This window comes from Afipia sp. P52-10, assembly GCF_000516555.1.
Lineage (GTDB): Bacteria > Pseudomonadota > Alphaproteobacteria > Rhizobiales > Xanthobacteraceae > P52-10.
Genome location: NZ_AZSJ01000004.1, coordinates 368,959 through 394,431, shown reverse-complemented (window position 1 = coordinate 394,431; position 25,473 = coordinate 368,959). Strand labels below are relative to the sequence as shown.

Below are 25,473 nucleotides of genomic sequence, written 5' to 3'. Positions count from 1 at the left end.
TTTAAGTTGATGCGCGGGTCTTATCTGTTCACCAGTGAGTCGGTATCTGAAGGCCACCCGGACAAGGTGTGCGATCGCATTTCCGACGAGATCGTCGATCTGTTTTTCCGCGAGGGCCCGAAGGCCGGGATTGATCCGTGGGCGATCCGCGCCGCGTGCGAGACGCTCGCCACCACCAACAAGGTGGTGATCGCCGGCGAGACGCGCGGTCCTTCGACGGTGACCAAGGAGCATGTCGAGGCGGTTGCGCGCGCGGCGATCAAGGACATCGGTTACGAGCAGGACGGCTTCCACTGGAAGAACGCCGACGTCGAGATCCTGCTGCATCCGCAGTCGGCCGACATCGCCCAGGGCGTCGATGCGCTGCAGCCGGGCACCAACCAGGAAGAGGGCGCGGGCGACCAGGGCATCATGTTCGGCTATGCCTGCAACGAGACGCCCGACCTGATGCCGGCGCCGATCTTCTACGCGCACAAGATCCTGCGTCTGATCTCGGAAGCGCGCCACTCCGGCAAGGAGAAGGTGCTCGGTCCGGACTCCAAGAGCCAGGTCACCGTGCAGTACGAGAACGGCAAGCCGGTCGGCGTGACGCAGATCGTCGTCTCGCACCAGCATCTGGTCGAGGACATGACCTCGCGGCAGGTGCGTGAGGTGGTCGAGCCGTATGTGCGCGCGGCGCTGCCCGAGGGCTGGATCAACGGCAAGACCGTCTGGCACGTCAATCCGACCGGCAAGTTCTTCATCGGCGGTCCCGATGGTGACGCGGGCCTCACCGGCCGCAAGATCATCGTCGATACCTATGGCGGTGCGGCCCCGCATGGCGGCGGCGCGTTCTCCGGCAAGGACCCGACCAAGGTCGATCGCTCGGCGGCATATGCGGCGCGCTATCTCGCCAAGAACATCGTCGCGGCCGGTCTCGCCGACCGCTGCACGATCCAGCTCTCTTACGCCATCGGCGTCGCCAAGCCGCTGTCGATCTATGTCGACACCCACGGCACCGGCAAGGTCGAGGAGTCCCGGCTCGAGAAGGCGGCCGCGGAAGCGTTCGACTTGACGCCGCGCGGCATTCGCAAGCACCTCGATCTCAACAAGCCGATCTACGCGCGCACCTCCGCCTACGGTCACTTCGGCCGTGCGCCGGACGCCGACGGCGGGTTCTCGTGGGAGAAGACCGATCTCACCGACGCGATCAAGCGCGCGGTGTAAGGCCAATCAACGCTGTCCTTCACCTCTCCCCGCGAGCGGGGAGAGGTCGGATCGTGAAGCGATCCGGGTGAGGGGCGTTTTTATTGCGCGGGTTGCAGGTGCGCCGGGCGAGCATTCGCAGGCACCCCTCACCCAACCCTTTCGCCGCAGGCGGGAGAGGGAGTTAGGCATCGGCTCAAATGAGCCCCGCTTGAATGAGCCAGACCATGAAGGAATACACATGACCGCTGCCACCAAGGACTACATCGTCAAGGATATTTCGCTCGCAGCCTTCGGCCGCAAGGAGATCGAACTGGCCGAGACCGAGATGCCTGGCCTGATGGCGATCCGCGCCGAATATGGCCCGAAGCAGCCGTTGAAGGGCGCGCGCATCGCCGGCTCGCTGCATATGACCATCCAGACCGCGGTGCTGATCGAGACGCTGAAGGCGCTCGGTGCCGACGTGCGCTGGGTCTCGTGCAACATCTTCTCGACCCAGGATCACGCCGCTGCGGCGATCGCTGCTGCCGGAACGCCGGTGTTCGCGTTCAAGGGCGAGACGCTGACCGAGTATTGGGACTTCACCGCCAAGCTGTTCGACTGGCATGGCGGCGGCGTGCCGAACATGATCCTCGACGACGGCGGCGATGCCACCATGCTGGTGCATCACGGCTTGCGCGCGGAGAATGGCGACACCGCGTTCCTCGACAGGCCGGAGTCGGAAGAAGAAGAAGTGTTCTTCGCGCTGATCAAGCGCCTGCTGAAGGAAAAGCCGAAGGGCTGGTTCGCCGAAGTAGCGAAGTCGATCAAGGGCGTCTCGGAAGAGACCACCACGGGCGTTCACCGTCTCTACAAGCTGGCCGAGCAGGGCAAGCTGCTGTTCCCGGCGATCAACGTCAACGACTCGGTGACGAAGTCGAAGTTCGACAACCTCTATGGCTGCCGTGAATCGCTGGTGGATGCGATCCGCCGCGGCACCGACGTCATGCTGGCCGGCAAGGTGGCGTTCGTCGCCGGCTTCGGCGATGTCGGCAAGGGCTCGGCCGCTTCGCTGCGTCAGGCCGGCGCACGCGTCATCGTCTCCGAAGTCGATCCGATCTGCGCGCTGCAGGCGTCGATGGAAGGCTACGAGGTGGCGACGATCGAGGATGCGTTCAGCCGCGCTGACATCTATGTCACCGCCACCGGCAACCGCGACATCATCACCGTCGATCACATGCGGCAGATGAAGGACCGGGCGATCGTCTGCAACATCGGCCACTTCGACAACGAAATTCAGGTCGCCGGCCTGAAGAACTTCAAGTGGACCAACATCAAGCCGCAGGTCGATGAAATCGAGTTCCCGAAGGGCAACCGGATCATTCTGCTGTCGGAGGGGCGGCTGGTGAACCTCGGCAATGCCATGGGGCACCCGAGCTTCGTGATGTCGTCGTCGTTCTCGAACCAGACGCTGGCGCAGATCGATCTGTGGACCAATCCCGGCAAGTACGAGAAGAAGGTCTACACGCTGCCGAAGGTGCTGGACGAGAAGGTGGCGGCGCTGCATCTGGAGAAGCTTGGCGTCAAGCTGACCAAGCTGCGTCCGGAGCAGGCGGAGTATATTGGCGTTCCACAGGAAGGCCCGTTCAAGCCGGATCACTACCGCTACTGAGCGCTGGTCTCTTGCAGAGTTTGCGTCATGGCCGGGCTTGTCCCGGCCATTTCCTTGTGCGGACGCGGAAGCGCGATCTGCTTTGTCGATGTGCGGGCTTGCCAGCACGATGCGGAACAGGGCTGTAAGCGCGTGGATCGTTCCCGGCTACGAGAAAAAAGTAGCCGGCGATGGTTCAGGAACTGCCTTCGCGGTGTGACGTTTTCCCCCTGCAACATATGGAGGGAGCTGACATGACCTTTGGTAAAGGTGCGCTGCTTTGGCTGATCGGAATTCCGCTGCCGATCATCATCCTGATTGCGCTGTTGTGGCATTAAGAGCGGAACGAGAAGAGCGGAACGAGCCGGCGGGGTGCTCTGACGATAACGGAGCCAGTGCGCGTGGACCAACACCGGCGCTGTCATTCCGGGGCGCGAGCACAGCTCGCGAGCCTGGAATCCATAGCCCCTGTGCTGATGAGTTTGCCGTTACGCCCATGATCTTGGATCACATCAAACAGCGCGTGCGATGGGCGAGCTCGACGACTGGCAACCGGGTATGAAAGCCTTCTCCTCATGGTGAGGGGCGCGGGAGCGGCATCTCGAACCATGAGGCCAGAGCGGGTGCATCAACTCCGCCGTCATTCCGGCGCGAGCGAAACCCGCAAGTTCAAAAACAACAGCAGAAAGCTAGGTGGCGCATCGACACATTTGGCGTCATTCCGGGGCGATGCGCAGCATCGAGCCCGGAATCCATAGACCCTGTGCTGATGAGTTTGCCGTTACGGCCGTGATCTTGGATCACATCAAACGGCGCGTGCGATGGGCGCTGCTTGCAAGGGCACCGGCACTGCGCGCCATCACGCACACCGGGGGTATGGGGCCCGGGCCCGCGCCAAGAGGCGCGTCCCGGAACGACGGCAGAGAGTGGAGCGGCGCTGTTCTTTGACCTCTCACCGTTTGCGGGAAGAGAAGCGCAGGCATCAACTCCGCCGTCATTCCGGGGCGCGGCTCGCGAGCCCGGAATCCATACGCCCTGCGCCAGTGATGGTCTGCGGCGTCTGTCGTCCTGTCCGCAAAAAGCAGGAATGTCGTGCGCTGCTGCCTTGCTTGGACCCACAAGCTGAGATGCACTGAAGCGATGCGTGAAGGCCATGGGCGTCCGTGGTCTCGTGAAGACTGGGGTTATAGATTCCGGGCTCGCGAGCGTTGCTCGCGCCCCGGAATGACGGCGGAGATTGGAGAAGCCTTGCACCTGAAGTATTGTACGTGAAGCCTTGCACCTGAAGGCGAGAAGCACTGCGCCTCATGGTGGAGACCATGGTGAGGAGCGCGGCGCGCATCATCCCCGAAAAGTGGGAACCGGTTTTCGGATGGGATGATGCGCAAATCGTCGCCTCGAACCATGAGGCCACAGATGGCACGATGGGCTCTACGGGCTCTTCACGGCTTCTTTTTCACGCGTTGCATTTCCAATGCGAGCGACACCCGCAAGTTCGAAACAACGGCAGAAAGTTGGGTGGGCGCATCGACCCATTTGGCGTCATTCCGGGGCGATGCGCAGCATCGAGCCCGGAATCCATAACCCCTGTGCTCATGAGTTTGCCGTTACGTCCATGATCTTGGATCACATCAAACGAGCGCGTGCGATGGGGGCTGCTTGCAAGGGCACCGGCACTGCGCGCCATCACGCACACCGGGCGTATGGGTTCCGGGCCCGCGCCAAGAGGCGCGTCCCGGAACGACGGCAGAGAGTGGAGCGGCGCTGTTCTTTGACCTCTCACCGTTTGCGGGAAGAGAAGCGCAGGCAGGCATCAACTCCGCCGTCATTCCGGGGCGCGAGCACAGCTCGCGAGCCCGGAATCCATAGACCCTGTGCTGATGAGTTTGCCGTTACGGCCGTGATCTTGGATCACATCAAACGGCGCGTGCGATGGGGGCTGCTTGCAAGGGCACCGGCACTGCGCGCCATCACGCACACCGGGCGTATGGGTTCCGGGCTCATCGCTTCGCGATGCCCCGGACCGACGCCGCAAGTTTACGCGCGCTCCTTGAGCGATGGCGGCGCCGCCGCTTGACAATATTCCTATCATGCTTATAGTCCTAACTGTCCTGCCCCGATGCGAGGGGCGTTCGCGATCGTCACGACCGCGGGGCGGGATGCGGTGGCCGCAGGGCGCCGCTCGATCCGGATCGGGCGTTCTGCTTTCGGCGGAGCGGTCGGCCGGTGACGGCGGCGGCGTCTTGCGGACGGCCCAAGTCGCGTGATCCCGGCGCATCGCCTTGCGCCATGGTGCGGCGCGTAAGCGCTCGCTCTCTCCCCTCGCAAGACAGGAGAGGCAGCCTGCGCCAAAACTGGAGTGGTGGTGAACCAGGATCGGTCACCGGGGGTCAACGCGGAGCGAGCCGTTCCAACCATCGCGTGCGGAACGCCGGCTGCTGTCCGGCGTGACCGTGGTGGCTAACTCGTGTGCTTGTTTTCATTTGCACGCGAGGCTGCGGACGCGCTGAAGCGTCCGGCGTTCCGCGCGCCCTCGTCATCGGGGGCGGAGCGTTGCCATGCCGGGAGCCGGGTAAACCGGAGCTCGGCGCCGCAACCCTCGGGCATTCCGTGCCGCGAGAATGCGAACGTGTGTTTGCAATGAAGCTGTATCGGCCATCCTGAAAGCGCGTTGGCTGATCCTGGAAGCGTGCTGGGCTGTTTGAGATGTTGGCGAAAGAAGAGAAACGAGGAGAGCGCGAGGTGGGCAAGGGAACGAGCTGCGAAATGCAGGGTGCGCAGGCGTGTCAATGTATTCTGCCGTCATCCGCGGCCTGGACCTGTGTGGATCTCCATTCTGCGTCGCCCCCGCGCAGGCAGAGGCCCAGTACGCCGAGACGTTTGCGATTGAACGGAGACCTCACACGAACGGGATGCCCGCTTTCGCGGGCAGGGCGTTGCGCTCGCTCAAGGCGAGACCTGATGGCGGCCATGACGTTGAAGTGGCAGAGGCCGAAACCGCGATGAGCGGGCATGACACTCAGCGGTCAGACGTGCTGGCCGCCGTTGATATGGATTTCTGCGCCATTCACGTAGGACGATGTTTCCGCCGTCAGCGCGTAGATCACGCGCGCGACCTCGTCCGGAGTGCCGAGCCGGCCGAGTGGAATCTGCGGAATGATCTTCTCGGTGCCGGGCGACAGGATCGCGGTGTCGATCTCGCCAGGAGCGATGGCGTTGACGCGTACGCCGTGGCGGCCGAAATCGGAAGCCATCTCGCGCGTCAACGCGGCGAGCGCCGCCTTCGACGTCGCGTAAGCTGCACCCGCGAACGGATGCACGCGGGAGCCGGCGATCGACGTCACATTCACCACCGACCCCTTTGCGGCCTTCAGCTCCTCGATCAGGCCGCGCGCGAGCGTGATCGGCGCGAAGAAGTTGACGTTGAACACATGCTGCCACGTATCGACGTCGGTCTCGATCGTGCCCATGCGTGCGCCGCCGGCCGCCTTCGGCGAGATCGCCGCGTTGTTGACGAGGGCGTGCAGCATGCCGCCTTCGAGCCGCGAGCGAATTTCCTTCACCGCGCGTTCGGTGTCGTCGTGGTCGGCGAGGTCGACCTGGATGTGATCTTCCGGACCAGCATCCCAGGGGCACTCCTCGGGAAACGGATGACGCGAGCAGGTGATCACCCGCCAGCCCGCCGACGAAAAGCGGATCACGGTGGCGTGGCCGATGCCGCGGCTCGCGCCGGTCAGCAGCAGGGTCCGGCGCGGAATGTTGGAATGGGGTTGCGGCATGGGGTTAACGGTCGGCTCCGGTCATGGATAGAGGCGCGTCTTGGTCCACGCGTCGTTTGCGGTCGCGCGGGTGAAGACGATGCGGTCGTGCAGGCGATAGGGGCGGTCGTGCCAGAACTCGATCTGCACCGGTACGATCCGCCAGCCGCTCCAGCCCGGCGGGCGCGGGACCTCGCCGATGACATACTTGGCGGCATATTTGGCGATCTGCTGCTCGAAGGCGAAGCGGCTTTCCAGCGGCTGCGACTGTTTGCTCGCCCAGGCGCCGAGCTGGGCCTGTTTCGGGCGGGTGGCGAAATAGGCGTCGGCCTCCTCGGGCGTCACGGTCTCGACCGGTCCGCGGATGCGGACCTGCCGACGCAGCGACTTCCAGTGAAACACCAGCGCCGCCTTCGGATGGGCGGTCAGCTCGCGCCCCTTGGCGCTGTCGATGTGGGAGTAGAACACGAATCCGTCGGCATCGAAGCCTTTCAGCAGCACCATGCGCGCGTCCGGCATGCCGTCCTTGTCGACGGTGGCGAGTGTCATCGCGTTGCCGTCGGCGGGTTCGGACTTGAACGCTTCGTTCAGCCATTCGGAAAACAGCGCGAATGGCTCCTCGGCGGCTGTAAAATCACCGGACGTTAACGAAGTTGAGGTCTTGTTGGTCGTCGTGTCTGTCATGCGTTTGGAGTACCCGAGTTGCGTTCGCAGGGTTTTCAGCCGATGCCTCACCCTCCTTATATGGGAAGGGAGAGCGGCCGCCTATCGGCGTTTGTACGGCCGGTTTGCGCTGCCGCCATGCTGATGGCGGCGCCCCTGGTCGGCGGGTGTTCCATGCCGCTCGGCTCCGGCTTCGGCGGGGCGAGCGATCTGGACATCACCGGCTCGATCGCGTCTTCGGTGTCGCGGGTCAGCACCAGTTCCGGCATGCCCTCCGAGGCCGATCTCGCTTATGCGCGGGCGGCAGCAACGGAGGTGCTCGCCAAGGGCGGCAAGGATGCGAGCCATCCCTGGGAGAACCCGAACACCGGCGCGCGTGGCTCCGTGACGCCGCTGACCAACGCCTATTCGGCCAACGGCACCACCTGCCGCGACTTCCTGGCGAGCTATGTGAAGGACAAGGCGGAGACCTGGATGCAGGGCGAGGCCTGCAAGTTCAACAGCCGTTGGGAAGTGCGCAGCCTGAAACCCTGGCGGAAGGCCTGACCGCCTTTTGGGGTGGCGAGCCGTGCGGCGACGACGCAAGCCCTCCAAGGTCGATTTCCGGTCGGCCCTCGCTGAACCAGCTTCGAGACGGAGCGGAGGCTCCCCGATTTGCTGCCTCCGTAGGGTCATTTACCCGTTGCAAAAATGCCACGCACTTCCCACATGACCACAAAGCCGTTCTGATGGAGCGGCTGTTGGGGAATTTTCCGCAAGGAGAGACGAGCAATGCGCAACCCCTATGATGTGTTGGGGGTCAAGAAGGGCGCGAGCGCTGCCGAGATCAAGAGCGCGTTCCGCAAGCTTGCCAAGAAGCACCATCCGGACGCCAACAAGGACGATCCGAAGGCGGCTGCGCGCTTTGCCGAGGTCAATGCCGCCAACGAAATCCTCGGCGACGAGGAGAAGCGCAAACAGTTCGATCGCGGCGAGATCGATGCCGAGGGCAAGCCGCGCTTCCAAGGCTTCCCCGGTGGTGGCCAGGGCTTTCCGGGTGGCGGTGCGGGCGGATTCTCCCGCTCCTCGCGCGACGGCTTCGAGAGCTTCACCTTCCGCTCCGGCGGCGGTGCCGGCGGCGCGGGAGGCTTCGGGGGCGGCGCCTTCGATGACATCCTGTCGAGCATGTTCGGTGGCGCGGCGCGCGGCGCGCGCGGCGGTGCCGATACGTTCGAGTACGAAGCCGGGCCGTCGGCGATGCCCGACCTCGACCTCAATGCCTCGTTGGGCGTGACGCTCGAGGAGGCCGTGCACGGCGCGGAGAAGCGTGTGCGGCTGCCGACCGGCAAGGAGCTCAACGTCAAGATTCCGGCCGGCATCACCAGCGGCCAGACCATCCGTCTGAAAGGCCAGGGGCAGGAGGTGCCCGGCCGCCGCGCCGGCGATGCGCTGATCACAATCGTCATCGCCCAGCACCCGTTGTTCAAAGTGGACGGCAACGATCTGCGCTGCGATCTGTCGATCACGCTCTATGAGGCCGTGCTCGGCGGGAAAGTGCGGGTGCCGACGCTGGATGGCGCGGTGGAATTGTCGATCCCGAAGAACACGTCGAGCGGACGAACATTCCGACTGCGTGGCAAGGGCATGCCGGTCAAGGGCAAGGAGCCGGGCGATCTGTTCGTCACCGCACGGATCGTGCTGCCGGACGGCAATGACGCCGACCTCGAAGCGCTGATGCAGCGCTGGCGCGAGACCAAGCCGTACAATCCGCGTTAGGGCATGATGAGATCAGGCCCGATGCCAATGTGACGGCCGGTCGCATTCGATCGAAGGCGGAGACAGGGTTTGCGGAAGGCCATCCTGCATCGTTACACCAACCTCGCGAGCGCGATCTTCGTGTTGAAGCGTCGCGCCGTGACGCTGCTCAGTCCCGCATTGTGGGATGATCGCAACGACGCCTACTTCATGGCCCAGTACAAGGCCCGCAAATCGCTCAAGAGCGTGCTGGCGCTGTGCTTCTCCGAGGTGCCCGAGACCTATCACCATTGGCGGGTGTTCTCGCACGGCAGCGATGGCGTGCGCATCGAGTTCGACAAGGTCAAGCTGCTCGCCGTGTTCAAGGGCGACACGCGGTTTATGGCGCGGCCGGTGAGATATCGTGAGATTGGCCAGCTGCAGGCAGACACGGCGCCGCGCGCCGAGGAGCTTCCGTTTCTGAAGCGCTACCCCTATCGCGACGAGAAGGAATTCCGCATCGTCTATCGCTGCGACGACGAAGCGGTGGAGACGAAGTCGTTTCCGATTCCGCTGACCGCCATCGCCCGCATCACGCTGAGTCCGTGGATGCCGTTGCCGCTCGCCGACGATGTGCGCCAATTGCTGCGGACGATCGACGGCTGCGCCGGACTCAGCGTGGTGCGTTCGACGCTGCTGGAGAATGAGCGCTGGAAAAAGCTCGCGGCACCAGGTAAGGCGCGCGAGCCGTCCTGATCGCGGCGCTATTCCTTCTCGATCTTGGCGATCTTCACATACTCGGCCCAGCGCTTGCGCTCGGTCTCGACGAACGCATCGACGGCGGCGAGGTCCATTGGCTTCGAGATCAGGCCGAGCTGTTCGAGCCGCGGCTGGATCGCCGGAGCTTGAATGGTTTCGACCACGAGCTTGTTGAGCTTCTCCTGGATGTCGCGCGGCGTTTTGGCGGGCGCGCTGACGCTCAAGAACGCGAACACCTCCAGGCCCGGGAAGGTTTCGGCCAGCGCCGGTACGTCGGGATAGAGCTTGTTGCGCTCGCCGGTGGTGATGCCGAGTGCGCGTAGTCCGCCGCCCTGAATATGCTGCGCGGCGGCAACCGTGTCGAGGAAGACGACGGTGAGGCGGCCGCCGATCAGGTCGGTGACGGCCTGGCCGACGTCCTTGTAGGGGATTTCGTTGAACGTCAGCCCGGCCCGCGCGGCGAAGATCGCAGCGCCGATCCGCGAAGACGTATTGAAGTGCGCCGACAGCACGTCCTTCGGGTTCGCCTTCGCGTAGGCGATGAACTCGGCGACCGTCTTGTAGGGCGTCGCCGGGTTGACCAGCATGAACATTCCGGTCGAGCCAACGATGCCGACCGTTGCGAAGTCGCGCGGATCGTAGGGCAGCGTCTTGTAGAACAGCTCGTTGGCGATCAGGATCGAGCTGGTGGACAGCATCAGCGTGTAGCCATCCGGATCGGAGCTTTTCACGGCAGCAGCGCCGATGCCGCCGGAGGCGCCGGTGCGGTTTTCGACCACCAGCGTCTGGCCGGTCGCGGTCTTGAAGTGGTCGGCGAACAGCCGCGCCGAGATGTCGCCGGAGCCACCGGGAGCGAACGGGCAGATGATCTTCACGGCCCTGGTTGGGTACTCGGCAGCCGATGCCAGACGGGATGCGCCCGCCACGAGTGCGGAAGCGGCGGCGAGCGACAGCGTGAATTCGCGGCGGTTCATCTCAGACAATCCTCCCGGGTCGACGCGGTGCGTCGTAGCCAGCCGTTGGGCGGCGGGCCAGTTTATCGTCGCCGGCTTGTTTATGGGGTTCGTACGGCGAGTCAATGCGACCGATCGGAAGTCGGAACAACCATTTCTAATGTGCGTGATGGTGGGCGTGCGTATGGGCATGCGCATCATGATTGGTATGGGCATGCCCAGCATGGTCACAGCAGGCTGTCGCTGATGCGAGGCCGGTCTCCTGCGCCAGAGGACGCATTTCGCGCAGGGCCTGGCGGATGATCTGCACAGAGGACGACAGGAACAGCGAAGCCATCAGCGTAGCCACGATCAGGTCCGGCCATTTGGTTGCCGTACTCCAGACGCCGAGTGCGGCCAGCATCACCGCGACGTTGCCGATGGCGTCGTTGCGTGAGCAGAGCCACACCGAGCGCACGTTGGCGTCGCCGTCCTTGTAGCGCATCAGGATCACGACGCTGGCAAGGTTGGCAAGCAGCGCGAGGAAGCCGATGCTGCCCATGATCTCCGCGCGCGGGACGCCGGCGACGAACACCTGCCACAGGGTCGAGCCCAGCACCCACGCGCCCATCACGGTCAGGCTCAAGCCTTTCACCAGAGCCGCCCGCGCGCGCACGATGAGCGGCATGCCGATGACTGCAAGCGAGATGCCGTAAGTCGCGGCGTCAGCGAGGAAGTCGAGCGCGTCGGCCCACATCGCCTGCGAGCCGGCGAGCGCGCCCGCAAACATCTCCAGCGCGAACATGCCGCCATTGATGGCGATGACCAGCCACAGCCGACGCTTGTAGTCGTCCGAGACGCCGTCGAAGGCGACGTGGTGTCCGCAGCTGGCGCTCATGGAGGCTCCTTTCGGGTTGCCGCCTTATCGCGCGCCGCTGCTGCGTTACACAATCACGGATACTGTAACGGATCATGGAACGGGGCGCGGAGCCTGGCGATGTCGCAGGGTTGTGGTCGCCTGGAGCACCCACGATACTTAGGCACCGCACGAAGAGGCGGGCAATGATTGCTGGGAGGAACGCATGTCGAAGGCTCGTATGAGCCGCCGCTCGGCCTTGATGCTGTTCGGTGGTTCGCTGATGGCGCCACGCGCGGCCGTCGCACAACAGACCTGGCCCACGCGCACGGTCCGCTACATGAACGGCTTTCCTCCGGGCGGTGCGACCGACACGCTTTCGCGCATCTTCTGCCAGAAGATGAGCGAGGTGAGCGGGCAGCAGTTCATCGTCGAGAACAAGGCGGGAGCGGGTGGGACGATCGCCGTCGATGCAATCGCCAAGGCCCCGCCGGACGATACACGGTCGGCATGGGCAATATCGCCGCCAACGTGATCGCGATCGGCAGTTACGCGAAGCTGCCCTACAAGGCGGCTGACGATTTCACCTTCATCACCGGCATCTGGCAACTGCCGAACATTCTGGTTGCGCGGAAGGACATTCCGACTGCGGAGCTGAAGGAACTGCTGGCGCTGTTCAACAAGGAGCCCGGCAAATACACCTACGCCTCCGCCGGCATTGGCACGACGTTGCATCTGTCCGGTGAGATGATGAACGCGATGGGCGGCCTCGACGTACGGCATGTGCCGTACAAGGGAGGAAGTCCGGCGATGGTCGATCTGCTCGGCGGTCGCGTCGATACGCTGTTCGACAACATTCCGGGTTCGCTGCCGAATGTCCGCGCCGGATTGATCAAGGCGGTTGCGGTGACGTCAAAGGCCCGTTCGCCGGCGCTGCCGGATGTCTCGGCGATGGCCGAGGTGCTGCCCGGTTACGAACTGACGTCATGGACTGCGCTGTGCGGTCCGGCGAACATGGCGCCCGAGCTCGTTGCGCGGATCAACAACCTCGCGACCAAGGCGTTGATCGATCCGGACCTCAAGGCAAAATTCGCCGAGCTCGGCGCAACCGCATGGCCGACATCGGCCGCCGAGATCACGGCGTTTCGCGACAAGGAGGAGCAGCGTCTGCTGCCGATCCTGAAGGCGGCAGGGATCAAACCGGAATGAGCGAGCGGGCAAGGCCGGCCCGAGAGGCTGGCCTTGTCGTCTCCTCACGAAGTTCTCTAAGAACCGCTAACGTCTGTCCGCCATCTGCTCATAGGCGGCCATTGCGATCCGCTTCAGGCGTGGCTTGTCGGCCGGTCCGCTGATCACCCATCCATAGTTGTCGGAGGTCCACTGGATCGTGGCGAACTTGTCGGCATCGCGATAGCGAAACGACATCGTCGCCGCCTTGAGCGGCGTGGAATAAAGCGTGACGCGCTCGCCCGCGCCGTTTTCATACATCAGCAGCGCCGCAGGTCCGGACGGGCCAGGCAGCAGACGGCCGCCAAGCAGCTTCAGGTCGAAGCCGGACAGATCCGGGGCGCGCAAGGTGGTGCCGATCCGCCGCGACAGCCATGGCAGCAGATGGTTTTCTTCGGCCCGCACCTCGATCGGATGCCGCACTTCGCCAATGTAGAGCCGGTGTGCGGTGATCGCATCGGCGCGCACCGTATCCACCGCATCGACCGAGGGGGCGACCGCAGCGGAGGCTGCGCGGGCGAACCAGCCGATACCGCCGCCCGCAGCAAACGCGAGCAGGATGGCGGCGGCCACACCGATCATCCAGCGGCGCGGTTTGGCGGCGAGGTGGTCCAGGTCCAGCCGCCGTGGAATCGCTTCGTCGGCCACGGTGTCGTAACGCGCATGCAGCGCTTCGCCCATCGATTGCCACGCGGCGACGCGGGCCGCGTCCTCAGGATGGGCGGCGAGCCAGTCATCGACCGCGGCGCGGCGATCCGCCGGCAGCTCGTTGTCGAGGTAGGCATGCAGTTCGTCTTCGGTAACCGGCATGGTCGGTTCGTTCATCGTCGTCGTCCAGTTCGTACTCTCGAGGTCACCGGTTTCCGTTGGCCCTCGCGCTCATTTGATCCGTCGCAACGCCACCCGCTCGCCATCGAGCGTCGCCTTGATGTGGGCGCGGGCGCGGGCCAGCCGCGACATCACCGTGCCGATCGGCACCCCCTGAATCTCCGCCACCTCGCGGTAGGAGAGTCCTTCCAGGATCACCAGCAGCAGCGCCGAGCGCTGCTCCTCGACCAGGTTTGCCAGCGCGCGTTCGATATCGCGGCCTTCGGCCTCGGTACCGTTGGCGCCCGCTTCCTCATCGCTCAGCGCGGTATGCAGCGGCCGCCGTGCCAGCGAACGGCGGCGATTGCGGTTGAGATTGGTGAGGATGGTGTACAGCCAGCTGCGGACGTCTCCGCCGTGGAACAACCGTTCGGCGCGCAGCGCCCGGACTAACGTGTCCTGGACCAGATCGTCGGCAATGTCGGCATCCCGGGTCAGTGCCCGGGCATAGCGGCGCAGCGCGGGAATCATGGCTTCGACGCTGGAGCGGAAGGCAATCATGACAGTCCAAAAATTGAACGGGGATAAACGGTTCCAATAGGACTAACACTTTGAGCCTACTACTATTCCTTCGGTTTAGGGGATAATTTGACGCTCCTGCGCGCGGCTTGAAGCCCAAGGGGGGGTATGCCATTACACCTGCTGCATATCGACGCCGGATCGGGAAGGCTGAGCCCGAATCCGGGTTCGAAAGAGGATGTAAATGTCTGACACTGTGGGGCTGATGAAGGGAAAACGCGGCATCATTCTGGGTGTTGCGAACAACCGGTCGATTGCCTGGGGTATCGCCAAGGCGTTGCAGGCGCATGGCGCCACCATCGGGCTCAGCTACCAGGGTGAAGCGCTGAAGAAGCGCGTCGAACCGCTGGCCAAGGAACTCGGCGGTATCGTCCTCGGTCATTGTGATGTGACCGAGCCGGCGACGCTCGATGCGGTGTTCGAGGAGGCGCGCAAGGCTTGGGGCACCATCGACTTCGTGGTGCATGCGATTGCGTTCTCCGACAAGGACCAGCTCGACGGCCGTTATCTGGAGACCACGCAGGAGAACTTCTCCAAGACGATGCTGATCTCCTGCTACTCGCTGACCGCGGTGACGCAGCGGGCCGAGAAGCTGATGCCGAATGGCGGCTCGATCCTGACGCTGACCTATTACGGCGCCGAGAAGTGGATGCCGCATTACAACGTTATGGGCGTAGCGAAGGCGGCGCTCGAGGCGAGCGTGCGTTATCTCGCGGCCGACCTCGGCGAGAAGAACATCCGCGTCAACGCGATCTCGGCCGGACCGATCAAGACGCTGGCTGCGTCCGGCATCGGCGACTTCCGCTATATCCTGAAGTGGAACGAATACAACGCGCCGCTGAAGCGCAACGTGACGATCGAGGAGGTCGGCGATAGCGGGGTCTACTTCCTCTCCGATATGTCGCGCGGCGTCACCGGCGAAATCCACCACGTCGATTCCGGCTATCACGTCGTCGGCATGAAACGCCCGGACGCGCCGGATATCACGCTGGCGAATGCGAAGGATTGATTGCGCCGGGCACGCCTGAGGCCATGACCAAGCCTATTCTCTATTACATCCGTCATGGCGAGACGGCTTGGAATGCCGAGGGCCGCTTCCAGGGCAGCAAGGACATTCCCCTGAACGAGAAGGGGCGTGCGCAAGCCTCGGCCGCCGGTGACATCCTGCGTGAACTGCTCGCGCGTGACGAGCGGCTCGCGCATCACTTCGGTTACGTATCCAGCCCGCTCAGCCGTGCACGAACGACGATGGACCTGCTACGCCGCGCGCTCGGCCTGCCGGCGACAGGATATGCGGTCGAGCATCGGTTACGCGAAATCGGCTGGGGCGACTGGGAAGGACTGACGCTGCCGGAGATGAAGGTACATGATCCGGACGCCTTCGAGGCCCGGCGCAAGGATCGCTGGGGCGTGGCCGCGCCGCGCGGCGAAACCTATGCCGCGGTCACTGAACGGCTTCGGACCTGGCTGGCTGAACTGACGGCGGATACGGTCGCGGTGGCGCATGGCGGGACGATGCGGGCGCTGATGGTGGCGACCGGCGTCGCCCGACCGGAGGAGGTCTCCGAATTGCGGGTCGAGCAGGGCGTCGTCTACGTTTTCGCAAACGGAGCGATGAGCAAATACGGTTGAGCGCCGCGTATGCCGGGTAGTCCGGACCGTACACGCGAGTTGACCAGCCATTTGACCAGCCTATGGCCACGCGTTACCACATTCGCCGGTTTGACTGACTCTCACAGGCCCAACACTCCATATGTCGTTCAACAGCTTCGGCCATATGTTTCGCGTCACCACCTTCGGCGAGAGCCATGGTGCTGCGATCGGCTGCGTGGTCGATGGCTGCCCGCCGCAGATCCCGCTGACGGTAGAGGACATCCAGCACGATCTCGACCGCCGGAGGCCTGGCCAGTCGCGCTTCACGACCCAGCGGCAGGAGCCCGATCAGGTCAAGATTCTGTCCGGGGTGATGGACCATCCGGTGAGCGGCCAGCAGGTCACGACCGGCACGCCGATCGGCCTGCTGATCGAGAACACGGATCAGCGTTCGAAAGACTATTCCGACATCAAGGACAAGTTCCGCCCCGGTCACGCCGACTTCACCTACGACGCCAAGTATGGCCTGCGCGACTATCGCGGCGGGGGCCGATCCTCGGCGCGCGAGACGGCGATGCGGGTCGCCGCGGGCGCCATCGCCCGCAAGATCGTGCCGGGCATGGTCGTGCGCGGGGCGCTGGTGCAGATGGGGCCGCACAAGATCGACCGCGAGCGCTGGGACTGGGAGGAGGTCGGCAAGAATCCGTTCTTCTGTCCCGACAAGACCACGGCGGAGTTCTACGAAGGCTATCTCGACGGCGTCCGCAAGAGCGGCTCTTCGATCGGGGCGGTGATCGAGATCGTCGCCGAGGGGATTCCGGCCGGGCTCGGTGCGCCGATCTACGGCAAGCTCGATGGCGATCTCGCCGCGGCGCTGATGAGCATCAATGCGGTGAAGGGCGTCGAGATCGGCGCGGGCTTTGCCTCTGCGGAGAAAACCGGCGAAGAAAACGCCGATGAAATGCGCATGGGCAATGACGGGCCGGTGTTCACGTCGAACAATGCCGGCGGCATCCTCGGCGGCATCTCCACCGGGCAGCCGGTGGTGGCGCGCTTCGCGGTGAAGCCGACGTCGTCGATCCTCACCCCGCGCAAGACCATCGATCGCAGCGGCGCCGACACCGAGATCCTGACCAAGGGCCGCCATGACCCGTGCGTCGGCATCCGCGCCGTGCCGGTTGGCGAGGCCATGGTCGCCTGCGTGCTGGCCGATCACTTCCTGCGCCACCGCGGCCAGGTCGGCTGAAGCCTCGCCATGCGTTGACCGGCGCCGCAGGCATCGCGCCGCGGTGCTTGACGCGAAATCTCCTGCCATGGTCCCATGACTGCGAACACGCAGCCTGACGGGAGGTGCCGATGGCGTTCGAGGATCGATATGGTCTGCCGATATCCACATCGAGCCCGGCTGCCGCAGAGGCCTATCGGGAAGGTGTCGACCTGATGCTCTCGGCATGGCCCGGTGCCGAGCGGGCCTTCGATCGGGCGATCGCGGCGGATGATGATTTCGCGCTTGCCCATGCTGCCCGGGCTCGCATGCATCTGGTCTATGCGGACATGGCGCCGGCGCAGCAGAAGGCGGCGAAAGCGCGTGTATGCGTCGCGCGTCATGGCACCGAGCGCGAGAGGAGCCATGTCGAGATTCTTGCGTTGACGACCGAAGGCCAGCCGGTCAAAGCGCTCGACCTGGCGCTCGCGCATATCGAACGTTGGCCGCGCGATGCGACGATCATGGCGCTGCCGCTCGGCGCGTTCGGCCTGTTCGCGTTTTCCGGGATGGCCGATCACGATCAGGCCCGCGTCGATCTCTGCGAACGCTACAAGACGCATTATGGCAATGATGATTGGTGGTTCCTGACCAGCCTTGGCTGGGCCCATACAGAGAACAACAATGTCAGCATCGGACGTGAACTGACCCAGCGCGGGTTCGACCGTCGCCGCGAAAATGCCAATGCCGTGCATTCGCTGCTGCATGCGATGTTCGAGGATGGCTCGGTGGCGGATGCGGAAGTTCTGGTGGCGGACTGGCTGCCGGGCTACGACCGCGCCGGCCTGCTATACGGCCACGTTTCTTGGCACCACGCGCTGCTGGCACTGGAGCAGGGCGACACTGCGACAGCAGCTGCGATCTATGCCGAACGGCTGCAACCTAAGCTGACGCTGGCGGCGCCGCTCAACGCCATGACTGATGGGGTGTCGTTGCTCTGGCGGATGCAGTCCGCCGGACACGCCCTGAGCAAAGATTTGCCCGAGGACCTCGCAGCGTATGCGGAGCGCTGGTTTCCACGCAGCGCTAACGCCTTTGCCGAGGTCCATCTGGCGATGCTGGCGGCACTGACCGGCAATCGCGCCGGCCTCGACAAGCGTATCGCCGCTCTCGATGCCCGGCATGCCCAAGGCAAGCTGCCTGCGGGTGCGGTGGTCGCCGACATATGCCGTGCCGTTCGGGCCTTTGCAGAGGAGGACTACCGGAGCTGCGCGGCGATCCTCGAGCCGGTCGCAGGCGACGTGGTGCGGATCGGCGGCAGTCATGCCCAGCGCGAGCTGGTCGAGGATACACTGCTGATCGCGCTGATGAAGAGCGGCGCGGCGGCCAAGGCGCATGCGCTGCTGGACCGCCGTCTGCATCGTCGTCCGTCGGTGCGTGACACACGATGGCTCGCGGCGGTGGCATCCTGACCGGTCGCCAAATGGAAAGCTGAAAACAAAATCCCCGGGCGTTGGCCCGGGGATTTCCGTCTCTGAGCGTGCGCATTGCGATCAAGCCGCCCGCATCGCCTCCAAGAACTTGTCGACCTCCATGCGGAGCTGATTGCTCTCGCGTGACAGCGACTGCGCGGAGGAGAGCACTTGTGCGGAGGCGGACCCGGTTTCGCCAGCGCCCTTGCTGACGTCGGTGACATTGGTGGCGACCTGCGTCGACAGTTGCGACGCCTGCTGCATGTTGCGGGCGATCTCCTTGGTGGCCGCGCCCTGTTCTTCGACGGCGGCGGCGATGGTGGATGAGATTTCCGAGATCGTGGCGATGGTCTTGCCGATCTCGCGGATCGCCGTGACCGACGTTTCGGTGGCGTTCTGCATGCCGGCGATCTGCGTGCCGATCTCCTCGGTCGCCTTCGCCGTCTGCGCCGCCAGTGCCTTCACCTCCGAGGCAACCACAGCGAAGCCGCGGCCGGCTTCACCGGCGCGGGCCGCTTCGATCGTCGCATTGAGGGCGAGCAGGTTGGTCTGTTCGGCGACGGCCGTGATCAGCTTGACGACGTTGCCGATGCGGGCTGCCGCCTGCGACAGCTCGGTAATGCTGTCATCGGTCTTCTGCGCCTGCTGCACGGCCTCCTGCGCGACGCGGCTGGACTCCTGCACCTGGCGGCTGATCTCGTTGACCGAGGAGGTAATTTCCTCCGAGGCGGCGGCGACCGACTGCACGTTGTCGGAGACGTCACGCGAGGCTTCTGCGGCCGAGCCTGAGAGGTGCTGGGTGGTTTCGGCTGTGCTAGTCAGCGTGTTGGCAGCCGCTTCGAGTTCGGTGGAGGCCGACGAGAGCGAGCCGACCATGGTGCCGATCATCGCCTCGAATTCACGGGTGATCCCATCGACGCGATGGGCACGCTGGATCTTCGCTTCGGCTTCCACGGCAGCGGCCTCGTCGGCGGCCTTCTTGGCGATCAGCGCGGTCTTGAACACCTGCAGCGCGTCCGCCATCTGGCCGATTTCGGTCTTCTCGCCCTGATGCGGCACCTCGGCCGACAGATCACCTTGGCCGAGCGCCCGCATCGGCGAAATGATCGACGAAATACCGCGGTTCACGTCGCGGACAATGTAGAGCGCCGCGCAGAGGCCACCAGCCATGGCGAGCGTCAGCAGGGCGAGCGTGAGCTTGAAGCCGAAGGCGAAGCCCGCTGCGGCTTCCTGACCGGCGGTGTCGGCGCCGGCGTTGTTCAGATCGATGAGCTTGCGCAGCACCTCATCCGCCTTCAATCCCATGGGATTGACGGTCTGTGTGTTCAGAGCATGCGCTTCGGTCGGGATCTTACCGGCTCCCTTGCGCGAGAGCGCCATCACCTCTTCGACGCCGGCGCGGTATTGGATCAGCAGCTTTGACCACTCGTCATACAGCGCGCGCTCCTGCGGCGAGGCGATCAGCTTCTCATATTGCTGGCGAAGCTTGTCGTTGCTTTCGGTTACGGTCGCGAGGGTCTTTTCCTGCGCAGCCTTGGTCTCCAACGTCTCGGACAGCATGTGTTCGCGCACGACGTTGCGATAGGTGATGAGGCCGGCCCGCAGTTCACCGATCACCCGCACGCTGGGCAGCCAATTGATCCGCACGTCCTCGAGGTTGTTGTTGATCTCGTTCATCTGCCGGAGGCCCAGCAAACCGACGGCGAGAATGGCAAGCAGCAGAAACGAAACAACCGCAACGAGCTTGCTGCGGATGGAAAGTCGGGAAAGCATTGTCAAATCCTGTGACAGGGTGGCGATGGGCCGGGAAGGGTGCGGGAGTTGGCTGCGGGGGCAGGCCGTCGCGCGGGGATTTCCAGTCGGATCGGGGCGATCTGCGCCGATCCGCCGCACGACTTTGGTCAAAATCGTTAAAATGTCTGTAAACGAACGATTGATTTGCGGTCGCCAAATACCGCCAAAATTGAAATTAATATGGGTATCCAGGATTACTGTCCGCCGGAATTGAGGCTGGAGTGCTTTCCCGGCCCCCTGACCCGTGGCAGCATTGCCGAAGCGACGGGAGGACCACGATGCGCTGGTGTGTCTCGATCGGGGCCGCGATTCTCGCGGGGGCTTGGCTTGGTGGCGACGTCGCGGGACTTGCGGCGCCGGGAGCGATGCCGCAACTGGCGCAGAAGGCCGGCGAGGCTCAGGTGGACGTCGAACTCGTATTGGCGGTGGACGTATCCTACTCCATGGACCTGGAGGAGCTTGCGATCCAGCGGGAAGGCTACGCTCAGGCGATCACCTCACCCGACTTCCTGCAGGCGCTGAAGAGCGGGCCGCACGGCAAGGTGGCGGTCACCTATTTCGAGTGGGCGGCGGCGAACGATCAGAAAGTGATCATTCCGTGGCGGGTGGTGGACGGGCCGGAGACGGCGGATGCGGTCGCCGCCGAGATCATGAAGGCGCCGCTCAGGCGCGCATCGCGAACCTCGATCTCGGGTGCGATCAACTATGGCATGCAGCTTCTTGGCGACAACAGCTACAAGGGCTTGCGGCGCGTGATCGACATTTCCGGCGATGGCCCCAACAACAACGGCGAGCCGGTCCTGATCGCCCGCGACGCGGCGTTGGAGAAGGGGATCACCATCAATGGCCTACCGGTGATGGTGAAGCAGGCGTCCTACGCCACGATGGATATCGAGCAGCTCGACATCTACTACGAGGATTGCGTGATCGGCGGTGCCGGCTCGTTCGTCGTGCCGATCAAGGAGCGCGCCAAGTTCAAGGAAGCGATCCGCACCAAGCTCGTGCTCGAAGTCGCGGGCCGGCAGCCCGAGGGCCGGCCGATGCCGGCGCAGGCAAAGCAGCCGCGGATTCCCTGCACCATCGGCGAGCAGCTCTGGCGCGACCGCTGGGGCCGATAGGCATAGCGTGTGCCCAACGCCGCGGTCTCAGCGCGTGAAGCTCGCGACCAGTTCGACGTGCGGCGTATGGCGAAACTGGTCAACCGGCCTGACGCGGCCGATGCGGTAGCCGCCCTCGATCAGAATCTTCGCATCGCGCGCAAAGGTCGCGACATTGCAGGAGATCGCCACGACCAGCGGTACGCGGCTCTTCGCAAGCTGCTGGGATTGCGCCTGCGCGCCCTGGCGTGGCGGATCGAACACGACGGCGTCGATGTCTTCAAACTCGTGCGGCAGCAAGGGACGGCGGAACAGGTCGCGCGCCTCCGCCTTGACGGGCTTTAGCCCCTTCGTGAGTTGCGCCGCCTTGGCCAGTGCTGTGATCGCGGCGGCTTCGGAGTCGTAGGCGGCCACGCGCGCTGTTTGCGCGAGGCGCAAGGCGAACGGGCCGATCCCGCAGAACAGGTCGGCAATGCGTTTCGACTTGCCGCAGAGTGCAATCACATGCCTCGCGAGGGTGTCTTCGCCGGTGCTGGTCGCCTGCAGGAAGCTGCCGGGCGGCAATGTCACCTGCGCGCTGCCGATGGCGATCACCGGCGGAAGCCGTTGCGCGACGATCTCGCCGTGGCGGGTGATGCGCGCGAGCTTGTGTTTCGCGGCAATGCCGGCGAGGGCGGCGTTCGCCTTGGCATCGAGCGGGCCCGAGCCGCGGACATCGACATCGAGGCCGTTGTCGGTCGCCGTCAGCTGGATATCGAGCGGCTTGTTGATGCTCGCCAGCGTCTCGGCGATGGCGGCCGCGGCCGGCAGGGCGCCCGTCAGGCCGGGCGCAAGGATAGGGCAGTAGTCGATCGGCACGATGTCATGCGAGCCGGCGGCCGCGAAGCCGACCTTCAGAATGCCGCGCTGGCTCTTGCGTGCATGAACGACGACGCGGCGGCGACCGGCGCCATGGGCATCTTCGATCTCCCCGATATCGCAGACGATGCCCGCCTGCGCCAGGGTCTCGACCACGATCGCGCGCTTCCAGGCGCGATAGCCATCCTCGCGCCAGTGCTGGATCGCACAACCGCCGCAGATCCCGAAATGCGGACAGAACGGGGTGATGCGTTCCGGGCTCGCCTCGACGATGCGCAAGAGTTTGCGGCGGTCGCCGTGGCCGGCGTCGGCTTCGACCTCGACCAGTTCACGGGCGAGCGTGCGAGGCACGAACGTCGCGCCATGCGCGGCCTCAACGAGGCCGTCGCCGCGATGGCCGACACGGTCGATGCGAAGCTGTTCAACCACGTCGGGCGCCGAGGAAGAATTCGCGGTTGCCGTCGCCGCCGGTAATCGATGACGGGAACACCTCGATCTGCGTGCAGCCGAGCGAGGCGGCGAAGGCCGCGATGTCATCACAGACCGCGCGATGCGCGGCCTCGTCACGGACGATGCCCTTCTTGTTGGCACGACGCGGCGCCTCGAATTGCGGTTTGATCAGCGCCAGCAGTTCGGTCGGCGTCGCCGCGAGTTCCAGCGCGACGGGCAGGACGTGCTTGAGCGAGATGAAGCTAACGTCGATGACGACGACGGTCGGGCGCATATCGAGCCGCTTGCCGGCGAGGCTCCGAATGTCAGTCTCCTCGCGCGAGATCAGTCTCGGATGCCCCTGCAGGCTCGGGTGCAGTTGGCCGCGGCCGACATCGATCGCATGAACCAGGCTCGCGCCGTTGGCCAGCAGCACCTCGGTAAAGCCACCGGTGGAGGCGCCGATGTCCAGGCAGACGTGATCCTCGATGTCGAGGGGATAATGTTCCAGCGCCGCCGCCAGCTTGACGCCGCCGCGGGAGACCCATGGGTGCACGCTGGTGGCTTCGATGACAGCGTCGGTCGGGATCTCGTCGGAGGCTTTGCGAACGAGCTTGCCGCCGGCTGTCACCAGCCCGGCGGCAATCGCAGCTTGAGCACGGGCGCGGCTCTCGAACAGGCCTCGCTCGACCAGCAAGCGGTCGGCGCGCTGCCGATCAGCCATGGCGCCCGGTCTTTCTTGCGTTAGGCGAGCTTGATCACTTCCGCCTTGGCGTCCTTGCCGAGTGCTTCGAACACCTTCTTGACGATGCCCTTGGCGTCGAGGCCGGCAAGCGCATACATCGCGTTCGGCGTGTCGTGATCGATGAAGATGTCGGGCAGTACCATCGCGCGCACCCGCAGGCCACGGTCGAGCGCGCCGTGCTCCGACAGCGTCTGCAGCACATGCGAACCAAAGCCGCCGACCGAGCCTTCCTCGATGGTGATCAGAACCTCATGCTCGTTGGCGAGCTTCAGAACCAGATCGACATCGAGCGGCTTCATGAAGCGCGCATCGGCGATGGTGGTGGACAGGCCGAGCGCCGCGAGCTCGTCGGCGGCCTTCTCGCACTCGGCGAGGCGGGTGCCGAAGGAGAGCAGGGCGACCTTGCTGCCTTCGCGGATGATGCGGCCCTTGCCGATCTCGAGCGGCACGCCGACTTCCGGCAGTTCCACGCCACGGCCTTCGCCGCGCGGGTAGCGGAGCGCGCTCGGGCGATCGTTGATCGCGACCTGGGTCGCGACCATGTGCACGAGTTCGGCTTCGTCACTCGCGGCCATGATCACGAAGTTCGGCAGGCAGCCGAGATAGGCGTTGTCGAACGAGCCCGCATGGGTTGCGCCGTCGGCGCCGACCAGCCCGGCGCGGTCGATCGCGAACCGCACCGGCAGGTTCTGGATCGCCACGTCGTGGACGACCTGATCGTAACCGCGCTGCAGGAAGGTCGAGTAGATCGCGCAGAACGGCTTGTAGCCTTCGGTGGCAAGACCGGCCGCGAACGTTACGGCGTGCTGCTCGGCGATGCCGACGTCGAAGGTGCGGGTCGGGAAAGCCTTCTGGAAGATGTCGATGCCGGTGCCGGACGGCATCGCCGCGGTGATGCCGACGATCTTGTCGTCCTTCTCAGCCTCTTTCACGAGGCTCTGGCCGAACACGTTCTGGTAGGCCGGCGCGTTCGGCTTGGCTTTCGCCTGGGTGCCGGTGGCGACGTCGAACTTGACGACGGCGTGGTACTTGTCCGCCGAAGCTTCGGCCGGGGCGTAGCCCTTGCCCTTCTGCGTGACGACGTGAACCAGGATCGGCCCCTTGGTGGAGTCGCGGACGTTGGTCAGCACCGGCAGCAGATGGTCCATGTTGTGGCCGTCGATTGGACCGACATAGAAGAAGCCGAGCTCCTCGAACAGCGTGCCGCCGCCGACCATGAAGCCGCGCGAATACTCCTCGGCACGCAGCGCGCGCTCCTCGAAGAACTTCGGCATCTTATGGGCGAGCTTGGCCAGTGCGTCGCGAGCGGACTGATAGGTGCGGCCCGAATACAGGCGCGAGAGATAAGCCGACATGGCGCCGACCGGGGGGGCGATCGACATGTCGTTGTCGTTGAGGATGACGATCAGACGCGACTTCAGTGCGCCGGCGTTGTTCATCGCCTCATAGGCCATGCCGGCCGACATCGAGCCGTCGCCGATCACGGCGATGACATTGTTGTTGCCGCCGGAAAGATCGCGGGCCACGGCCATGCCGAGACCTGCGGAAATCGAGGTGGAGGAGTGAGCCGCGCCGAACGGATCGTAATCGCTCTCGGTCCGCTTGGTGAAGCCGGACAGACCACCGGCGGTGCGAAGCGTGCGGATGCGGTCGCGGCGACCGGTCAGGATCTTGTGGGGGTAGGCCTGGTGGCCGACGTCCCAGATCAACCGGTCGTGGGGCGTGTTGAACACATAATGGATCGCCGTGGTCAGCTCGATCACGCCGAGGCCGGCGCCGAAATGGCCGCCCGTGACGGAAACCGCGCTGATGGTCTCCAGACGCAACTCGTCGGCGACCTGACGCATCTGATCCGGGCGGAGCTTGCGCAGATCTTCCGGAGTCTTGATGGTGTCGAGAAGCGGGGTGTCACTCATGTTGGTCACACGCTTTCAAGGTTTGTCCGGCCGGAAGTGACGCTTCCGACTGAAGAATTAACGTTCAGGCATACACCACATGCATGGCAGAAGCCAAGCGAATGCCCGGTTTGTCTGGGTCGAGACAGCTGCGTTCCTGGTTCAAAAGGTTAACGGCACAACCGAAAAACCCGCTGGTTTTCACGGTTTAGGCTCACTTTCGGGCCAAGACACGACTCTGCGACCGGTACAAACGTAATCCGGCTCTGCAGTGCGC

At 64.5% G+C, this 25,473-nt stretch carries 21 protein-coding genes and 1 pseudogene; 12 read left to right on the top strand and 10 right to left on the bottom strand.

Annotated elements, in window-relative coordinates; translation table 11 throughout:
• The first annotated feature begins 9 nt into the window (after positions 1–9).
• The 3 genes from metK to X566_RS25045 all read left to right on the top strand — a co-directional run bounded on the left by metK (position 10) and on the right by X566_RS25045 (position 3,153).
• Positions 10–1,206, top strand: coding sequence for a methionine adenosyltransferase (gene metK / locus X566_RS16635; protein ID WP_034469482.1), 1,197 nt, complete (start codon positions 10–12; stop codon positions 1,204–1,206).
• A gap of 220 nt (positions 1,207–1,426) precedes the next feature.
• Positions 1,427–2,836 carry an adenosylhomocysteinase gene (gene ahcY / locus X566_RS16630; RefSeq protein WP_034469479.1) on the top strand — a complete coding sequence of 470 codons (1,410 nt, stop codon included), beginning with the start codon at positions 1,427–1,429 and terminating at the stop codon, positions 2,834–2,836.
• Positions 2,837–3,006: 170 nt separating this feature from the next.
• Entirely contained in the window at positions 3,007–3,153 is a 147-nt protein-coding gene (locus tag X566_RS25045) for a hypothetical protein (protein ID WP_160170489.1), read from the top strand.
• Positions 3,154–5,841: 2,688 nt separating this feature from the next.
• Here X566_RS25045 and X566_RS16625 read toward each other — a convergent pair.
• A complete protein-coding gene (locus tag X566_RS16625; RefSeq protein WP_034469475.1) occupies positions 5,842–6,594 on the bottom strand; it encodes an SDR family NAD(P)-dependent oxidoreductase in 753 nt (250 codons plus the stop codon).
• Positions 6,595–6,615: 21 nt separating this feature from the next.
• Positions 6,616–7,257 (bottom strand): pyridoxamine 5'-phosphate oxidase, encoded by a 642-nt coding sequence (gene pdxH, locus X566_RS16620; protein WP_034469473.1) that lies wholly within the window; start codon positions 7,255–7,257, stop codon positions 6,616–6,618.
• A 153-nt stretch (positions 7,258–7,410) separates the two neighbouring features.
• Between pdxH and X566_RS16615 the strand changes: the two genes are divergently transcribed.
• From X566_RS16615 to X566_RS16605, 3 genes are all read left to right on the top strand, one after another.
• A complete protein-coding gene (locus X566_RS16615) occupies positions 7,411–7,782 on the top strand; it encodes an RT0821/Lpp0805 family surface protein (RefSeq protein WP_244434812.1) in 372 nt (123 codons plus the stop codon).
• A 225-nt stretch (positions 7,783–8,007) separates the two neighbouring features.
• The gene (locus tag X566_RS16610) at positions 8,008–8,991 is read left to right on the top strand and encodes a DnaJ C-terminal domain-containing protein (protein WP_034469469.1); all 984 of its coding nucleotides are present in this window, start codon (positions 8,008–8,010) and stop codon (positions 8,989–8,991) included.
• Positions 8,992–9,060: 69 nt separating this feature from the next.
• Positions 9,061–9,705: a DUF2971 domain-containing protein gene (locus X566_RS16605; RefSeq protein WP_034469468.1), complete on the top strand. Its 645-nt coding sequence runs from the start codon at positions 9,061–9,063 to the stop codon at positions 9,703–9,705.
• 8 nt (positions 9,706–9,713) lie between these two features.
• Here the strand turns inward: X566_RS16605 and X566_RS16600 are convergent, their stop codons facing one another.
• Positions 9,714–10,682 carry a tripartite tricarboxylate transporter substrate binding protein gene (locus X566_RS16600; RefSeq protein WP_034469465.1) on the bottom strand — a complete coding sequence of 323 codons (969 nt, stop codon included), beginning with the start codon at positions 10,680–10,682 and terminating at the stop codon, positions 9,714–9,716.
• 136 nt (positions 10,683–10,818) lie between these two features.
• Positions 10,819–11,538: a cation transporter gene (locus X566_RS16595; RefSeq protein ID WP_034469463.1), complete on the bottom strand. Its 720-nt coding sequence runs from the start codon at positions 11,536–11,538 to the stop codon at positions 10,819–10,821.
• Positions 11,539–11,722: 184 nt separating this feature from the next.
• Between X566_RS16595 and X566_RS16590 the strand changes: the two are divergent.
• Positions 11,723–12,705, top strand: a pseudogene (locus tag X566_RS16590) (Bug family tripartite tricarboxylate transporter substrate binding protein).
• 66 nt (positions 12,706–12,771) lie between these two features.
• Here the strand turns inward: X566_RS16590 and X566_RS16585 are convergent.
• Positions 12,772–13,548 carry an anti-sigma factor gene (locus tag X566_RS16585; RefSeq protein ID WP_034469462.1) on the bottom strand — a complete coding sequence of 259 codons (777 nt, stop codon included), beginning with the start codon at positions 13,546–13,548 and terminating at the stop codon, positions 12,772–12,774.
• Positions 13,549–13,602: 54 nt separating this feature from the next.
• On the bottom strand, positions 13,603–14,091 hold the full coding sequence (locus X566_RS16580) for a sigma-70 family RNA polymerase sigma factor (protein WP_034469460.1): 489 nt from the start codon (positions 14,089–14,091) through the stop codon (positions 13,603–13,605).
• Positions 14,092–14,293: 202 nt separating this feature from the next.
• Between X566_RS16580 and fabI the strand changes: the two genes are divergently transcribed.
• The 4 genes from fabI to X566_RS16560 all read left to right on the top strand — a co-directional run bounded on the left by fabI (position 14,294) and on the right by X566_RS16560 (position 18,378).
• Positions 14,294–15,118 carry an enoyl-ACP reductase FabI gene (gene fabI / locus X566_RS16575; RefSeq protein ID WP_034469458.1) on the top strand — a complete coding sequence of 275 codons (825 nt, stop codon included), beginning with the start codon at positions 14,294–14,296 and terminating at the stop codon, positions 15,116–15,118.
• 23 nt (positions 15,119–15,141) lie between these two features.
• Entirely contained in the window at positions 15,142–15,741 is a 600-nt protein-coding gene (locus X566_RS16570) for a histidine phosphatase family protein (RefSeq protein ID WP_034469455.1), read from the top strand.
• 121 nt (positions 15,742–15,862) lie between these two features.
• Positions 15,863–16,948, top strand: coding sequence for a chorismate synthase (gene aroC, locus X566_RS16565; protein WP_034469454.1), 1,086 nt, complete (start codon positions 15,863–15,865; stop codon positions 16,946–16,948).
• Between the two features lie 110 nt (positions 16,949–17,058).
• Entirely contained in the window at positions 17,059–18,378 is a 1,320-nt protein-coding gene (locus X566_RS16560) for a tetratricopeptide repeat protein (RefSeq protein WP_034469453.1), read from the top strand.
• An 81-nt stretch (positions 18,379–18,459) separates the two neighbouring features.
• On the opposite strand, the gene X566_RS16555 is transcribed toward X566_RS16560, so the two are convergent.
• The gene (locus tag X566_RS16555; RefSeq protein ID WP_034469452.1) at positions 18,460–20,151 is read right to left on the bottom strand and encodes a methyl-accepting chemotaxis protein; all 1,692 of its coding nucleotides are present in this window, start codon (positions 20,149–20,151) and stop codon (positions 18,460–18,462) included.
• Positions 20,152–20,450: 299 nt separating this feature from the next.
• On the opposite strand from X566_RS16555, the gene X566_RS16550 reads away from it, so the two are divergent.
• Positions 20,451–21,290, top strand: coding sequence for a DUF1194 domain-containing protein (locus tag X566_RS16550; RefSeq protein WP_034469450.1), 840 nt, complete (start codon positions 20,451–20,453; stop codon positions 21,288–21,290).
• Between the two features lie 27 nt (positions 21,291–21,317).
• On the opposite strand, the gene X566_RS16545 is transcribed toward X566_RS16550, so the two are convergent.
• The 3 genes from X566_RS16545 to dxs are packed head-to-tail and all read right to left on the bottom strand — an operon-like array spanning position 21,318 to position 25,217.
• On the bottom strand, positions 21,318–22,556 hold the full coding sequence (locus tag X566_RS16545; protein WP_034469449.1) for a class I SAM-dependent RNA methyltransferase: 1,239 nt from the start codon (positions 22,554–22,556) through the stop codon (positions 21,318–21,320).
• Entirely contained in the window at positions 22,549–23,280 is a 732-nt protein-coding gene (locus tag X566_RS16540) for a TlyA family RNA methyltransferase (RefSeq protein WP_034469448.1), read from the bottom strand. Before X566_RS16540 ends, X566_RS16545 begins: the two co-directional genes overlap by 8 nt.
• Positions 23,281–23,300: 20 nt before the next feature.
• On the bottom strand, positions 23,301–25,217 hold the full coding sequence (gene dxs / locus X566_RS16535) for a 1-deoxy-D-xylulose-5-phosphate synthase (RefSeq protein ID WP_034469446.1): 1,917 nt from the start codon (positions 25,215–25,217) through the stop codon (positions 23,301–23,303).
• Positions 25,218–25,473 lie beyond the last annotated feature (256 nt).